This is a genomic window from Pseudomonas sp. Marseille-Q5115 (assembly GCF_916618905.1).
GTDB classification, from domain to species: Bacteria; Pseudomonadota; Gammaproteobacteria; order Pseudomonadales; family Pseudomonadaceae; genus Aquipseudomonas; species Aquipseudomonas japonica_A.
In genome coordinates this window covers 5,094,228-5,109,327 of sequence record NZ_CAKAKI010000001.1, presented here as the reverse complement: position 1 = coordinate 5,109,327, position 15,100 = coordinate 5,094,228, and the positions used below count along the sequence as shown (strand labels likewise).

10 protein-coding genes, 6 tRNA genes and 3 rRNA genes are annotated in these 15,100 nt (G+C 55.7%); all 19 read right to left on the bottom strand.

What is annotated here, in order from left to right; genetic code table 11:
* Window positions 1–122: 122 nt before the first annotated feature.
* Window positions 123–818 carry a 50S ribosomal protein L1 gene (rplA, locus tag LG385_RS23475; protein ID WP_181117549.1) on the bottom strand — a complete coding sequence of 232 codons (696 nt, stop codon included), beginning with the start codon at window positions 816–818 and terminating at the stop codon, window positions 123–125.
* Window positions 818–1,249, bottom strand: coding sequence for a 50S ribosomal protein L11 (gene rplK, locus LG385_RS23470; RefSeq protein ID WP_225776110.1), 432 nt, complete (start codon window positions 1,247–1,249; stop codon window positions 818–820). Before rplK ends, rplA begins: the two co-directional genes overlap by 1 nt.
* A 115-nt stretch (window positions 1,250–1,364) precedes the next feature.
* Complete coding sequence (gene nusG, locus LG385_RS23465) at window positions 1,365–1,898, bottom strand: transcription termination/antitermination protein NusG (RefSeq protein ID WP_181117550.1); 534 nt, start codon at window positions 1,896–1,898, stop codon at window positions 1,365–1,367.
* A gap of 9 nt (window positions 1,899–1,907) precedes the next feature.
* Window positions 1,908–2,276: a preprotein translocase subunit SecE gene (secE, locus tag LG385_RS23460; RefSeq protein ID WP_181117551.1), complete on the bottom strand. Its 369-nt coding sequence runs from the start codon at window positions 2,274–2,276 to the stop codon at window positions 1,908–1,910.
* 44 nt (window positions 2,277–2,320) lie between these two features.
* A tRNA-Trp gene (locus LG385_RS23455) sits at window positions 2,321–2,396 on the bottom strand.
* A gap of 53 nt (window positions 2,397–2,449) precedes the next feature.
* Window positions 2,450–3,643, bottom strand: a complete 1,194-nt coding sequence (tuf, locus tag LG385_RS23450) for an elongation factor Tu (protein ID WP_225776109.1) — start codon at window positions 3,641–3,643, stop codon at window positions 2,450–2,452.
* An 82-nt stretch (window positions 3,644–3,725) separates the two neighbouring features.
* Window positions 3,726–3,801, bottom strand: a tRNA-Thr gene (locus LG385_RS23445).
* 26 nt (window positions 3,802–3,827) lie between these two features.
* Window positions 3,828–3,901: transfer RNA gene (locus LG385_RS23440), tRNA-Gly, on the bottom strand.
* A 23-nt stretch (window positions 3,902–3,924) separates the two neighbouring features.
* Window positions 3,925–4,009 (bottom strand) — tRNA-Tyr (locus LG385_RS23435).
* 132 nt (window positions 4,010–4,141) lie between these two features.
* On the bottom strand, window positions 4,142–4,570 hold the full coding sequence (locus LG385_RS23430; RefSeq protein ID WP_225776108.1) for a hypothetical protein: 429 nt from the start codon (window positions 4,568–4,570) through the stop codon (window positions 4,142–4,144).
* A 9-nt stretch (window positions 4,571–4,579) separates the two neighbouring features.
* Window positions 4,580–5,329, bottom strand: coding sequence for a pantothenate kinase (locus LG385_RS23425; RefSeq protein WP_225776107.1), 750 nt, complete (start codon window positions 5,327–5,329; stop codon window positions 4,580–4,582).
* Complete coding sequence (gene birA / locus LG385_RS23420) at window positions 5,319–6,278, bottom strand: bifunctional biotin--[acetyl-CoA-carboxylase] ligase/biotin operon repressor BirA (RefSeq protein WP_225776106.1); 960 nt, start codon at window positions 6,276–6,278, stop codon at window positions 5,319–5,321. Before birA ends, LG385_RS23425 begins: the two co-directional genes overlap by 11 nt.
* Window positions 6,279–6,455: 177 nt before the next feature.
* A 5S ribosomal RNA gene (rrf, locus tag LG385_RS23415) occupies window positions 6,456–6,571 on the bottom strand.
* 125 nt (window positions 6,572–6,696) lie between these two features.
* Window positions 6,697–9,584 (bottom strand): 23S ribosomal RNA (locus LG385_RS23410).
* A 236-nt stretch (window positions 9,585–9,820) separates the two neighbouring features.
* Window positions 9,821–9,896 (bottom strand) — tRNA-Ala (locus LG385_RS23405).
* Between the two features lie 7 nt (window positions 9,897–9,903).
* Window positions 9,904–9,980 (bottom strand) — tRNA-Ile (locus tag LG385_RS23400).
* Between the two features lie 79 nt (window positions 9,981–10,059).
* Window positions 10,060–11,596: ribosomal RNA gene (locus LG385_RS23395) — 16S ribosomal RNA — on the bottom strand.
* Together the 16S, 23S and 5S rRNA genes with 2 tRNA genes alongside form the textbook arrangement of a ribosomal RNA operon.
* 538 nt (window positions 11,597–12,134) lie before the next feature.
* The gene (locus tag LG385_RS23390; protein ID WP_225776105.1) at window positions 12,135–13,628 is read right to left on the bottom strand and encodes a CoA-acylating methylmalonate-semialdehyde dehydrogenase; all 1,494 of its coding nucleotides are present in this window, start codon (window positions 13,626–13,628) and stop codon (window positions 12,135–12,137) included.
* Between the two features lie 14 nt (window positions 13,629–13,642).
* On the bottom strand, window positions 13,643–14,989 hold the full coding sequence (locus tag LG385_RS23385; protein ID WP_225776104.1) for an aspartate aminotransferase family protein: 1,347 nt from the start codon (window positions 14,987–14,989) through the stop codon (window positions 13,643–13,645).
* Window positions 14,990–15,100 lie beyond the last annotated feature (111 nt).

Below are 15,100 nucleotides of genomic sequence, written 5' to 3'. Positions count from 1 at the left end.
GAGCACCATCTGCGTAGGCTGGTGGTTTAAGGCTTTCGCCGCCTACGGTCTTGGATAGCCCCCGCCAGGCAGGGACCCCAATCTTGCAGCAGCGGCGCGGTGTACCACGCCGCTCCGGTGTCTTAAGCGCTCAGCGAGCTCTGGTCGATGACCAGACCTGGGCCCATGGTGGTGCTCAGGGTAACGCGCTTGACGTAGATACCTTTCGAGGAAGCCGGCTTGATACGCTTGAGGTCAGCGATCAGGGCTTCAACGTTTTCCTTCAGCTTGACGGCTTCGAAGCCGACCTTGCCAACGGAGGTATGGATGATGCCGTTCTTGTCGGTGCGATAGCGAACCTGACCAGCCTTGGCGTTTTTCACGGCAGTGGCTACGTCTGGAGTCACGGTACCGACCTTCGGGTTAGGCATCAGACCACGAGGACCCAGTACCTGACCCAACTGACCAACAACGCGCATGGCATCAGGGGATGCGATCACGACGTCGTAGTTCAGATCGCCGCCTTTCATTTCGGCAGCGAGGTCGTCCATGCCAACACGGTCGGCGCCAGCAGCCAGAGCGGCTTCAGCGGCCGGGCCCTGAGTGAACACAGCGACGCGAACGGTTTTACCGGTGCCGTGCGGCAGAACGGTAGCGCTACGTACGACCTGGTCGGATTTACGCGGGTCAACACCAAGGTTTACGGCGACGTCGAACGACTCGCTGAACTTAACGGTGGACAGTTCGGCCAGCAGGTTAGCTGCTTCTTCGAAGCTGTAGGCTTTGCCTGCTTCGATCTTGGAAGCGATTGCCTTTTGACGCTTGGTTTGCTTAGCCATTACACACCCTCCACGTTCAGGCCCATGCTGCGAGCGGAGCCGGCGATGGTACGCACGGCTGCGTCGAGGCTGGCAGCGGTCAAATCAGCGTTCTTGGCCTTGGCGATGTCTTCGAGCTGAGCACGAGTGACAGTACCGACCTTGACGGTGTTCGGGCGAGCGGAACCGCTGGTCAGGCCTGCGGCCTTCTTCAGCAGAACCGAAGCAGGGGTGCTCTTGGTTTCGAACGTGAAGCTGCGGTCACTGTAAACAGTGATGATCACAGGCGTCGGCAAGCCAGGCTCCATACCTTGGGTACGGGCGTTGAAGGCCTTGCAGAATTCCATGATGTTCACGCCGTGCTGGCCCAGTGCTGGACCTACGGGCGGGCTCGGGTTGGCCTGAGCGGCCTTTACTTGCAGCTTGATATAAGCCGTGATTTTCTTAGCCATGAGCTACTCCAAATTTGGGTTCAGACGCCTTTCGGCTCCCCATCTGCTTGCGTTTTATCCCGGTGACGACAAAACCCCGCAGCTTACGCCTGCGGGGTATGGGATCCGTCTCCAGTCAGACCTTTTCGACCTGGCTGAACTCCAGCTCCACCGGGGTGGAGCGACCGAAAATGAGCACTGCAACCTGCAGCCGGCTCTTCTCGTAGTTAACTTCTTCGACAGTGCCATTGAAGTCTGCGAATGGCCCATCGGTGACACGAACGACTTCACCTGGCTCGAACAACGTCTTCGGCTTCGGCTTGTCGCTACCGTCCGCAACACGACGCAGGATAGCTTCCGCTTCCTTGTCGGTGATCGGGGCTGGCTTGTCAGCGGTACCGCCGATGAAACCCATTACACGAGGGGTATCCTTGACAAGGTGCCAAGTCCCTTCGCCCATTTCCATTTGTACCAGCACATAGCCAGGGAAGAACTTGCGTTCGCTTTTCCGCTTTTGGCCATTCCGCATCTCTACCACTTCTTCGGTAGGGACGAGAATCTCGCCAAACTCTTCTTCCATGCCTGCCAGCTTCACACGCTCGATCAGCGAGCGCATGACATGCTTCTCGTAACCCGAGTAAGCATGCACAACGTACCAACGCTTAGCCACGGGACACCCTTAGCCTACAATCAGGGAAACAAGCCAGCCCAGGAGGGAATCAAGCCCCCACAGCAGCAAGGCCATAACCAGAACGACAGCCACGACAATCATGGTTGTCTGCGCAGTCTCTTGGCGGGTAGGCCAAACGACTTTGCGAATTTCGGTGCGAGCTTCCTTGGCCAAGACAAAGAAAGACTTGCCCTTGGCGGTTTGAAGTGCGACGTACGCAGCGACAGCGGCCAGCACTACCAGTGCGAGCACGCGATACAGGACGGGAGACGCCGAGTAATACTGATTACCGACAACCCCCACGACCACCAAAGCAACTACGACCAACCACTTGAGCAGATCGAAACGGGTGTCAGAGGCTTCGGCCTTCGGCATCATTTGGGGAAATCCTGTGAAAAAAAAGCCAGCCACCGAGGTGAATCTGGCAGGTCAGGAGGGAATCGAACCCCCAACCTACGGTTTTGGAGACCGTCGCTCTGCCAATTGAGCTACTGACCTAAAACTGAATCAGGCCGGCCATTATGCCGGCCTGATGGAGAGATTACAAGCTTTTACTCGATGACTTTGGCTACAACGCCAGCGCCAACGGTACGACCGCCTTCACGGATTGCGAAACGCAGGCCGTCTTCCATCGCGATGGTCTTGATCAGGGTAACAGTCATCTGAATGTTATCGCCTGGCATTACCATTTCAACGCCTTCCGGCAGTTCGCAGTTACCGGTCACGTCAGTGGTCCGGAAGTAGAACTGTGGACGGTAGCCTTTGAAGAACGGGGTGTGACGACCACCTTCTTCCTTGGACAGCACGTACACTTCTGCAGTGAACTTGGTGTGCGGCTTGACGGTGCCGGGCTTGACCAGTACCTGGCCACGCTCAACGTCGTCACGCTTGGTGCCGCGCAGCAGCACGCCGCAGTTCTCGCCAGCACGACCTTCGTCCAGCAGCTTGCGGAACATTTCAACGCCGGTGCAGGTGGTCTTGACGGTTGGACGCAGGCCAACGATCTCGACTTCTTCCTGGATCTTGACGACGCCACGCTCAACACGACCGGTTACCACGGTACCGCGACCGGAGATCGAGAACACGTCTTCGATCGGCATCAGGAACGGCTTGTCGATAGCACGCTCTGGCTCGGGAATGTAGCTGTCGAGGGTTTCGACCAGCTTCTTCACGGCAGTGGTGCCCATCTCGTTGTCGTCCTGGCCGTTCAGGGCCATCAACGCCGAACCGATGATGATCGGGGTGTCGTCGCCTGGGAAATCGTAAGTGCTGAGCAGGTCACGCACTTCCATTTCAACCAGTTCCAGCAGCTCGGCGTCGTCCACCATGTCAGCCTTGTTCAGGAAGACAACGATGTAAGGAACGCCAACCTGACGGGACAGCAGGATGTGTTCGCGGGTCTGAGGCATCGGGCCGTCAGCGGCCGAGCACACCAGGATCGCGCCGTCCATCTGGGCAGCACCGGTGATCATGTTCTTCACGTAGTCAGCGTGACCTGGGCAGTCAACGTGAGCGTAGTGACGAACAGCCGAGTCGTACTCGACGTGCGCGGTGTTGATGGTGATACCGCGAGCCTTCTCTTCCGGGGCGCTGTCGATCTTGTCGAAGTCAACCTTGGCCGAACCGAATACTTCGGAGCAGACGCGGGTCAGAGCAGCGGTCAGAGTGGTTTTACCGTGGTCAACGTGACCAATGGTGCCGACGTTGACGTGCGGCTTGTTCCGTTCGAACTTTTCCTTTGCCATCTAACCATCCCCCGCAGAAGAATTACGCAAGACACATGATCTATAAAACAAAGGCAGATATTTTCATATCTGCCTCTAAAGATGGAGCTCTTGAGCGGATTTGAACCGCTGACCTCACCCTTACCAAGGGTGTGCTCTACCAACTGAGCTACAAGAGCGTGACACTATGCAATAACTGCAGATCTGGAGCGGGTAGCGGGAATCGAACCCGCATCATCAGCTTGGAAGGCTGAGGTTCTACCACTAAACTATACCCGCGGAGCGTGCAGCTCTCGCTAAACTGGTGGAGGGGGAAGGATTCGAACCTTCGAAGTCGTAGACGTCAGATTTACAGTCTGATCCCTTTGGCCGCTCGGGAACCCCTCCTGAACGTGGGCGGCATTTTCAACTCTGCCGTCCCTTCTGTCAAGCTTTTTCTCATTAAAATCTTGAGGTTAGCTAATTTGACAGTGCTCAGTAAGTCACCAACCTTGCTGAGCGGGCGCCATTCTATTCAAACTATTCGGGCGTTGCAATGCCTTCGCAAGGAATAATTTTCTGCGATAAGCCGCTGATATTCCGAAGCACTTCGGCAACCCTGGCGTCGTCACCAGTGTTCTGGCCGGTAGGCAGCCGCAGCCAGTGTTCTCGCCCAGTCTCGCCATCCATGAAATATGACTGGTAGCTCAGGCCGGCGTCGTGCAACCGCTTGCCAAGTGTTGCCACATCGCGCTGATCACGGTATCCACCAACGAGCAGGCAGCTGGTACCGGCGCCCGGCTGTGGCGTCCGGGCTTCGCCAGCCTCACTCAATAGCTGGATGCCGCTGCTTCCCCGCTGACCACTCTGGACGGCCCCGATATCCTTCGCGCGAATCGGAGCGTCCTGGAGGTTCCAGATCAGGTAAAAGCCGTTAAGCACAAGTAGCAAAAGAAATAGCCATCGCATGCGCGCACCTCAGCTTAATGGGCAAGCAATCGCCAACCCTTGAAACACCAGATCAGGCACGATCTGGGCCTGGGGGAAGGCTGGACCTATCAAGGCTGCGTCACCACCTGTAAGGAAAAGCGCGTAGTCGTCGCCCCAGTAAGCTTTCGCATGTTCTAACTGGGTACTGACGAACCCCTGAAGCATGAGAATGCAGCCACGCTCTACAGCTTCGACTGTGGAACGGCCGGGCAACAACGTACCTTTGGCTTTCTCGGCGGAATCATCGTCGTAACGGATGCGACGTGTATGTGTACGAAGCTGATTGCGCATCAGCTGCAATCCAGGGCAAATGAAACCGCCCATATGGTTACCCTGAGTGCAGATAAAATCTGAAGTGACCGCCGTACCCAGATCTATTACAACGCATGCCTTCGCTGCGATCGCATAGGCCCCAAGCACAGCAACCCATCGATCAAGCCCCAGCCGCGTGTAATCGTCATAGCCATTGGTTACGCCGGCCTGCACGCGCGCTGGCTCAGCGATCTTGCTGTGGAAGCCGAATCGCGCTTGCAGGGCGTCAGTGAGCCGGGTGGTTTCGTCTTCCGAGCGCACGCTTACCAGGCGACAGTGCGTGGGATACAAGGCAGGATGAGTATCTAGGTGGACGAGCAGCTCCTCATCAGAGCCTACTACTCCACCACCCAGGACGTGTTCACCCGAAGCCGTGATCACGCGCCATTTGATCAAGGTGTTTCCGCAATCGAGCTCAAGAATCATCACGTAACCTCAAGCTGAGCTCTCCACCACTGAAAACCTCTGGCCTGCCGTCGACCTCCAGACGCAGCGATCCTTGGTCAGTGATGCCCAGCACCTTACCCGTAATGGTCTGCGTGCCGGAGATCAGATGGACGCTTTTACCTTGCCAGGCATGCTGTGCTTCCCATTGTGCCCGAAGCGTTGCAAACCCGTTCGTTTCCAACGTATGGATGAAACTCGCCAGTGACTCGCTCAATGCAATGGCCAACGCGTTACGGTCGACGGAGTTATGGGTCTGAAGGTACATCGAGGTCCACTGTTGATCGATCGCCTCGGACTCCTTCATGTTCACGTTGATTCCAATGCCTAGCACCACGTGGCACTGGTCAGCGGGATCTCCAACGAGCTCAAGCAGAATACCGGCAATCTTGCGACCCTGTACGAGGACGTCGTTCGGCCATTTGAGCATTGCATCGCTCAGCCCTTGTGCACGGAGACACTCTACAACTGCCATCCCTGCTACAAGGCTCAGTCCATCCAGGCGCTTGATGCCGCCCTGCAGTGGCACCGCCAGGCTGTAATATAGATTGGCTGCGTAGGGGCTTACCCACGTACGGCCTCTACGGCCTCGGCCAGCATCCTGGCGTTCGGCCAATATCAGCAGGGGTCGCGAAAGGGGAATTGCAACGGTACGCAGAGCCTGCGCGTTGGTTGAATCAATGACCTGATGGATTTCAACGGCCCATCCGAGCTTCGCGACCGCAACCGAAAGCCGCCCGGGGTCAAGCAATGACAAAGGCGCGGCCAAGCGATAACCGCGGCCGCGTACTTTATGCACCGTGACGCCCAGGTCTGCTTCGAGCAGTTGGAGCTGTTTCCACACAGCGCTCCGGCTCACGCCAAGCGCGTGCCCAAGATCTTGTCCGGAATGGAAGCGTCCGTCTTGCAATAGATTTAACAACTTGGACATCGAGGCGCTCACCCCTTCATGAGGCCCGCATGATAACGACGCCCAAGTGGGTTGCATAGAAGCACTACCCCAGGACATTAAACAGTTAGGCCGGTAGTTGTCGTCATACAGCAGGAACGTTAGCCCGGAAAAGACAAAACCCCCGATCGCAGGGCGATCAGGGGTTCTGGGTTTGAATCTTGACGATGACCTACTCTCACATGGGGAAACCCCACACTACCATCGGCGATGCATCGTTTCACTGCTGAGTTCGGGATGGGATCAGGTGGTTCCAATGCTCTATGGTCGTCAAGAAATTCGGTAGCGGCCCCGTTTGCACGTGGTCGCGAATCTGGGTATGTGATGTTTGTGATGTCGCCAATTTTCGGTGTGTCTTCACCGCCGCGCTCTGTGCTTACACAGATTGCTTGGGTGTTATATGGTCAAGCCTCACGGGCAATTAGTATGGGTTAGCTCAACGCCTCACAGCGCTTACACACCCCACCTATCAACGTCGTAGTCTTCGACGGCCCTTCAGGGAGCTCAAGGCTCCAGTGAGATCTCATCTTGAGGCAAGTTTCCCGCTTAGATGCTTTCAGCGGTTATCTCTTCCGAACATAGCTACCCGGCAATGCCACTGGCGTGACAACCGGAACACCAGAGGTTCGTCCACTCCGGTCCTCTCGTACTAGGAGCAGCCCCTCTCAAATCTCAAACGTCCACGGCAGATAGGGACCGAACTGTCTCACGACGTTCTAAACCCAGCTCGCGTACCACTTTAAATGGCGAACAGCCATACCCTTGGGACCGGCTTCAGCCCCAGGATGTGATGAGCCGACATCGAGGTGCCAAACACCGCCGTCGATATGAACTCTTGGGCGGTATCAGCCTGTTATCCCCGGAGTACCTTTTATCCGTTGAGCGATGGCCCTTCCATACAGAACCACCGGATCACTAAGACCTACTTTCGTACCTGCTCGACGTGTCTGTCTCGCAGTCAAGCGCGCTTTTGCCTTTATACTCTACGACCGATTTCCGACCGGTCTGAGCGCACCTTCGTACTCCTCCGTTACTCTTTGGGAGGAGACCGCCCCAGCCAAACTACCCACCATACACTGTCCTCGATCCGGATAACGGACCTGAGTTAGAACCTCAAGGTTGCCAGGGTGGTATTTCAAGGATGGCTCCACGCAGACTGGCGTCCACGCTTCATAGCCTCCCACCTATCCTACACAAGCAAGCTCAAAGTCCAGTGCAAAGCTATAGTAAAGGTTCACGGGGTCTTTCCGTCTAGCCGCGGATACACTGCATCTTCACAGCGATTTCAATTTCACTGAGTCTCGGGTGGAGACAGCGCCGCCATCGTTACGCCATTCGTGCAGGTCGGAACTTACCCGACAAGGAATTTCGCTACCTTAGGACCGTTATAGTTACGGCCGCCGTTTACCGGGGCTTCGATCAAGAGCTTCGCTTGCGCTAACCCCATCAATTAACCTTCCGGCACCGGGCAGGCGTCACACCCTATACGTCCACTTTCGTGTTTGCAGAGTGCTGTGTTTTTAATAAACAGTCGCAGCGGCCTGGTATCTTCGACCGGCAAAAGCTTACGGGGCAAGCCCTTCACCTTCGCCGGCGCACCTTCTCCCGAAGTTACGGTGCCATTTTGCCTAGTTCCTTCACCCGAGTTCTCTCAAGCGCCTTGGTATTCTCTACCCAACCACCTGTGTCGGTTTGGGGTACGGTTCCTGGTTACCTGAAGCTTAGAAGCTTTTCCTGGAAGCATGGCATCGACCACTTCATGCCCGAAGGCACTCGTCATCAGCTCTCGGCCTAGGGATCCCGGATTTACCTAAGATCCCAGCCTACCACCTTAAACCTGGACAACCAACGCCAGGCTGGCCTAGCCTTCTCCGTCCCTCCATCGCAGTAACCAGAAGTACAGGAATATTAACCTGTTTTCCATCGACTACGCTTTTCAGCCTCGCCTTAGGGACCGACTAACCCTGCGTCGATTAACGTTGCGCAGGAAACCTTGGTTTTTCGGCGTGCGAGTTTTTCACTCGCATTGTCGTTACTCATGTCAGCATTCGCACTTCTGATACCTCCAGCCAGCTTCTCAACTGACCTTCACAGGCTTACAGAACGCTCCTCTACCGCGTCACTTGCGTGACACCCGTAGCTTCGGTGTATGGTTTGAGCCCCGTTACATCTTCCGCGCAGGCCGACTCGACTAGTGAGCTATTACGCTTTCTTTAAAGGGTGGCTGCTTCTAAGCCAACCTCCTAGCTGTCTAAGCCTTCCCACATCGTTTCCCACTTAACCATAACTTTGGGACCTTAGCTGACGGTCTGGGTTGTTTCCCTTTTCACGACGGACGTTAGCACCCGCCGTGTGTCTCCCATGCTCGGCACTTGTAGGTATTCGGAGTTTGCATCGGTTTGGTAAGTCGGGATGACCCCCTAGCCGAAACAGTGCTCTACCCCCTACAGTGATACATGAGGCGCTACCTAAATAGCTTTCGAGGAGAACCAGCTATCTCCGAGCTTGATTAGCCTTTCACTCCGATCCACAGGTCATCCGCTAACTTTTCAACGGTAGTCGGTTCGGTCCTCCAGTCAGTGTTACCTAACCTTCAACCTGCCCATGGATAGATCGCCCGGTTTCGGGTCTATACCCAGCGACTAAACGCCCTATTAAGACTCGCTTTCGCTACGCCTCCCCTATTCGGTTAAGCTCGCCACTGAATATAAGTCGCTGACCCATTATACAAAAGGTACGCAGTCACAGAACAAGTCTGCTCCCACTGCTTGTACGCATACGGTTTCAGGATCTATTTCACTCCCCTCTCCGGGGTTCTTTTCGCCTTTCCCTCACGGTACTGGTTCACTATCGGTCAGTCAGTAGTATTTAGCCTTGGAGGATGGTCCCCCCATGTTCAGACAAAGTTTCTCGTGCTCCGTCCTACTCGATTTCATTGACAAGAGATTTTCGCGTACAGGGCTATCACCCACTATGGCCGCACTTTCCAGAGCGTTCCGCTAATCTCAAATCAACTTAAGGGCTGGTCCCCGTTCGCTCGCCACTACTAAGGGAATCTCGGTTGATTTCTTTTCCTCAGGGTACTTAGATGTTTCAGTTCCCCTGGTTCGCCTCTTGCACCTATGGATTCAGTACAAGATACTCAGCTTGTGCTGAGTGGGTTCCCCCATTCAGAGATCTCCGGATCAAAGTCTGTTTGCCGACTCCCCGAAGCTTATCGCAGGCTACCACGTCTTTCATCGCCTCTGACTGCCAAGGCATCCACCGTATGCGCTTATTCACTTGACCATATAACCCCAAGCAATCTCGGGATCGTACGGTGGTGAAGACAACATTCGCCGAAAATTCGCGATTCAACTCACAAATTTTACCTTAGCCTGAACACACACCAGTGAAAGTGCTGTCCAGTCTATCTTTCTATCACATACCCAAATTTTTAAAGAACGATTCTGAAAAAGATCAGAAATCAACATTCAGGCCTCGAACCGAGGGAATGCTCATTTCTAAGCTTTGACCGATGAAGGTGGTGGAGCCAAGCGGGATCGAACCGCTGACCTCCTGCGTGCAAGGCAGGCGCTCTCCCAGCTGAGCTATGGCCCCAAACAACTGGTGGGTCTGGGCAGATTCGAACTGCCGACCTCACCCTTATCAGGGGTGCGCTCTAACCAACTGAGCTACAGACCCAGTTAGATCTGAACCTAATCGTCTTTTACAAGGAATCAAGCAATTCGTGTGGGTGCTTATGGGCGGCTGTGTCGTCGATTAAGGAGGTGATCCAGCCGCAGGTTCCCCTACGGCTACCTTGTTACGACTTCACCCCAGTCATGAATCACACCGTGGTAACCGTCCCCCCGAAGGTTAGACTAGCTACTTCTGGTGCAACCCACTCCCATGGTGTGACGGGCGGTGTGTACAAGGCCCGGGAACGTATTCACCGCGACGTTCTGATTCGCGATTACTAGCGATTCCGACTTCACGCAGTCGAGTTGCAGACTGCGATCCGGACTACGATCGGTTTTGTGAGATTAGCTCCACCTCGCGGCTTGGCGACCCTCTGTACCGACCATTGTAGCACGTGTGTAGCCCAGGCCGTAAGGGCCATGATGACTTGACGTCATCCCCACCTTCCTCCGGTTTGTCACCGGCAGTCTCCTTAGAGTGCCCACCTTAACGTGCTGGTAACTAAGGACAAGGGTTGCGCTCGTTACGGGACTTAACCCAACATCTCACGACACGAGCTGACGACAGCCATGCAGCACCTGTCTCAATGTTCCCGAAGGCACCAATCCATCTCTGGAAAGTTCATTGGATGTCAAGGCCTGGTAAGGTTCTTCGCGTTGCTTCGAATTAAACCACATGCTCCACCGCTTGTGCGGGCCCCCGTCAATTCATTTGAGTTTTAACCTTGCGGCCGTACTCCCCAGGCGGTCAACTTAATGCGTTAGCTGCGCCACTAAGAGCTCAAGGCTCCCAACGGCTAGTTGACATCGTTTACGGCGTGGACTACCAGGGTATCTAATCCTGTTTGCTCCCCACGCTTTCGCACCTCAGTGTCAGTATCAGTCCAGGTGGTCGCCTTCGCCACTGATGTTCCTTCCTATATCTACGCATTTCACCGCTACACAGGAAATTCCACCACCCTCTACCGTACTCTAGCTTGCCAGTTTTGGATGCAGTTCCCAGGTTGAGCCCGGGGATTTCACATTCAACTTAACAAACCACCTACGCGCGCTTTACGCCCAGTAATTCCGATTAACGCTTGCACCCTCTGTATTACCGCGGCTGCTGGCACAGAGTTAGCCGGTGCTTATTCTGTCGGTAACGTCAAAACAGCAAGGTATTCGCTTACTGCCCTTCCTCCCAACTTAAAGTGCTTTACAATCCGAAGACCTTCTTCACACACGCGGCATGGCTGGATCAGGCTTTCGCCCATTGTCCAATATTCCCCACTGCTGCCTCCCGTAGGAGTCTGGACCGTGTCTCAGTTCCAGTGTGACTGATCATCCTCTCAGACCAGTTACGGATCGTCGCCTTGGTGAGCCTTTACCTCACCAACTAGCTAATCCGGCCTAGGCTCATCTGATAGCGTGAGGCCCGAAGGACCCCCACTTTCTCCCGTAGGACGTATGCGGTATTAGCGTTCCTTTCGAAACGTTGTCCCCCACTACCAGGCAGATTCCTAGGCATTACTCACCCGTCCGCCGCTGAATCCGGGAGCAAGCTCCCGTCATCCGCTCGACTTGCATGTGTTAGGCCTGCCGCCAGCGTTCAATCTGAGCCATGATCAAACTCTTCAGTTCAATACTGCTTGGGTTTTGAGAAAACCCTAAACCTGGCTCAGCAATCGCAAGACTTCCCGAAGGAAGCCACTCAATTCGAATTTCTTCGTTTGAGTTCTTGTGATGCTGATAATCATTGTGACAATCAGTCCAACTCACAAGCACCCACACGAATTGCTTGATTCATTTTGTTAAAGAGCGGTTGGTTGAGCTGTTCGCTTCAACCGAGGCGCGCATTCTACGCTAACCTTACATCGTGTCAAGCGTTTATTTTGAAAGTTTTCAGAATTTCTCGTTCAACTTCAAACACTTGACTGCTTCGCTAACCTCTCGAAGCGGGAGGCGAATTCTACAGCGTTACCACCTGCTGTCAACCCCCTTTTTCACCGCATCCAATCCGGAGATCGAAGCCATTTCCGGCTTACCCGAACTGCTAACTTGTTGATTCTCAAGAAGTTTGCCGTTCCGTTGTCGCTGGAAGTGGGGCGCATTATAAGGGCTTTCGAGAGGGCGTCAACACTTATTTGTTACATCCGTGTGAACACCCTCTTTAACAGGTTTAAAGGCTAGGGAACGCAAACTGCGAAGCTTCATGGCTAGCGCGCTGCGGCCACCGCTGGGTGATTGCCTTGCGCCGGGTATAGAAGCGGACACCATCCGGCCCGTAGGCGTGCAGGTCTCCAAACAAGGAGCGCTTCCAGCCGCCAAAGCTGTGATAGGCCACCGGCACCGGGAGCGGCACGTTCACACCAACCATGCCTACTTCGATTTCATCACAGAACAGCCGCGCCGCTTCACCGTCACGGGTGAAGATGCAAGTGCCGTTGCCATACTCGTGATCATTGATCAGCTGCATGGCTTCTTCCAGGCTGTTTACCCGGACGATGCACAACACCGGCCCGAAGATCTCTTCTTTATAGATACGCATGTCGGGCGTTACGCGGTCGAAAAGGCACCCACCGAGGAAGAAGCCGTTTTCGTTTCCGCTGACGCTCAACCCACGGCCGTCCACTACCAGCTGCGCCCCGGCCGCAACGCCGTCATCTACATACCCACGGACCTTGTCCCGATGCTGGCCGGTAACCAGTGGCCCCATATCCAACCCACAGCTGGTACCTGCGCCAATCTTCAGCTCCTGGATCTGCGGCGCCAGCCTGGCTACCAAGGCATCTGCTACCTGGTCGCCCACGCATACGGCGACTGAGATCGCCATGCACCGTTCGCCACAGGAGCCATATGCCGCACCCATCAAGGCGCTGACCGCGTTATCCAGGTCGGCATCCGGCATCAATACAGCGTGGTTCTTCGCGCCGCCCAGCGCCTGTACCCGCTTGCCACGGGCAGCGCCTTCTTTATAGATGTACTCGGCGATCGGGGTGGAGCCTACGAAACTGATCGCTTTCACTTCAGGCGCTTCGATCAATGCATCCACTGCAACCTTGTCGCCGTGCACTACGCTCATCACGCCGGCCGGCAGCCCTGCTTCCTGAAGCAATTGCGCGATATACAGGGTGGACGTGGGGTCGCGTTCCGAAGGCTTGAGGATGAAGCAGTTGCCGCACACGATGGCCAGTGGATACATCCACAAGGGAACCATGGCCGGGAAGTTGAATGGCGTGATCCCTGCTACTACACCAAGCGGCTGGAAGTCGGACCAGCCGTCTATGTTCGGCCCTACGTTACGGCTGTACTCACCCTTCAACAGTTCAGGTGCGGCGCATGCGAACTCAACGTTCTCGATACCGCGCTTGAGCTCGCCAGCGGCATCTTCCAGGGTTTTGCCGTGTTCCTGGCTGATCAACTGCGCGATCTTGCTTTCATTCTGCTCAAGCAGTTGCTTGAAACGGAACATTACCTGGGCACGTTTGGCCGCAGGAGTGCGGCGCCAGGCCGGGAATGCTGCCTTGGCAGCATCGATGGCGCGCTGGACCGTAGCCACGTCGGCCAGGTATACCTTCCCGCTGACTTCGCCCGTAGAAGGGTTAAATACGTCAGCGGTACGATCACCCGCGCTTACCAGGTCGCCATTGATCAGGTGTTGGATGGTGCTCATTACGTGCTCCGTTATCAGTCGATCTGGTTGAGGGCTTCGCCCACTGCGTCGAACAGGCTGTTCATTTCTTCGGCGGTAGCATTAAAGGTCGGGCCGAACTGCAGGGTGTCGCCGCCATAACGAACATAGAAGCCTTTTTGCCATAGTTTCATCGCCGCTTCGTACGGCCGCACGATTGCATCCCCATCTCGCGGGGTAAGCTGGATTGCACCGGCCAGGCCGAAGTTGCGAATATCCACAATGTGCCGAGCGCCCTTTACCCCATGGATCGCCGCTTCGAATGACGGCGCCAGCTCGGCCGCGCTTTGCACAAGGTTTTCCTTGAGCAGTAAATCCAGCGCAGCAATACCGGCAGCGCACGCTACGGGGTGAGCGGAATAGGTATAGCCGTGCGGGAATTCCACCGCGTATTCAGGCGTGGGCTGCGCCATGAAGGTTTGATAGATCTCGCTGCGAGCGATCACCGCACCCATTGGGATAGCGCCATTGGTGAGCTGCTTGGCGATGCACATCAAATCTGGCGTTACATCGAAGGTCGTTGCGCCAAACAGGCTGCCGGTACGGCCAAAGCCTGTGATCACCTCGTCGAAGATAAGCAGGATGTTGTGCTGGTCGCAGATTTCGCGCAGGCGCTTGAGGTAGCCCTTGGGCGGCGGCAGTACCCCCGCCGAACCCGCCATGGGTTCCACGATCACCGCGCCGATGTTGGACGCGTCGTGCAGTTCGATCAGCCGTAGCAGGTCATCAGCCAGGGCAATTCCACCCTCCTCGGGCAGGCCGCGGGTATAGGCGTTGGCCGGCAGAAGGGTATGAGGCAGGTGATCGACGTCCATCAGCTGCCCGAACATTTTCCGGTTACCGTTCACGCCGCCCAGGCTGGTACCGGCGATGTTCACTCCGTGGTAGCCACGCGCGCGGCCGATCAGCTTGGTCTTGGTGGCCTGGCCTTTGAGCCGCCAGTAGGCACGCACCATCTTCACCGCCGTATCGGCGCACTCGGAACCTGAGTTGGTGAAGAACACATGATTGAGGTCCCCGGGGGTGAGGTCGATGATTTTTTCGGCCAACTGGAACGACAACGGATGGCCGTACTGGAATGCAGGCGAGTAGTCCAGCACGCCTAGCTGACGGGCAACTGCTTCCTGAATTTCTTTGCGGGTATGGCCGGCACCGCAGGTCCACAGGCCAGAGAGGCTGTCGTAGATCTGGCGGCCGCGGTCGTCGGTCAGGTAACGCCCCTGCGCCGCCACGATCATCCGAGGGTCGCGCTGGAAATTACGGTTAGCCGTATACGGCATCCAGTGGGCGTCCAGTTTGAGCTGGCTCGCCAGCCCGGCGGGTGCATTCTCTGGCATGTTCATCTGAAACCTCTTTGAGGATGGCAGCGTGCGTTGGTGATTGCGGCTACGTTCGCACGCGGATAAAGTCCGAAAAACCTTGTTTTTCCAATCTTCAGGCTGAGCGGGACTAAA

Coding starts and splice junctions, on each gene's coding strand:
- rplA (WP_181117549.1), bottom strand. CDS start 818: ATGGCTAAGCAAACCAAGCGTCAAAAGGCAATCGCTTCCAAGATCGAA.
- rplK (WP_225776110.1), bottom strand. CDS start 1,249: ATGGCTAAGAAAATCACGGCTTATATCAAGCTGCAAGTAAAGGCCGCT.
- secE (WP_181117551.1), bottom strand. CDS start 2,276: ATGATGCCGAAGGCCGAAGCCTCTGACACCCGTTTCGATCTGCTCAAG.
- tuf (WP_225776109.1), bottom strand. CDS start 3,643: ATGGCAAAGGAAAAGTTCGAACGGAACAAGCCGCACGTCAACGTCGGC.
- LG385_RS23430 (WP_225776108.1), bottom strand. CDS start 4,570: ATGCGATGGCTATTTCTTTTGCTACTTGTGCTTAACGGCTTTTACCTG.
- LG385_RS23425 (WP_225776107.1), bottom strand. CDS start 5,329: ATGATTCTTGAGCTCGATTGCGGAAACACCTTGATCAAATGGCGCGTG.
- birA (WP_225776106.1), bottom strand. CDS start 6,278: ATGTCCAAGTTGTTAAATCTATTGCAAGACGGACGCTTCCATTCCGGA.
- LG385_RS23390 (WP_225776105.1), bottom strand. CDS start 13,628: ATGAGCACCATCCAACACCTGATCAATGGCGACCTGGTAAGCGCGGGT.
- LG385_RS23385 (WP_225776104.1), bottom strand. CDS start 14,989: ATGAACATGCCAGAGAATGCACCCGCCGGGCTGGCGAGCCAGCTCAAA.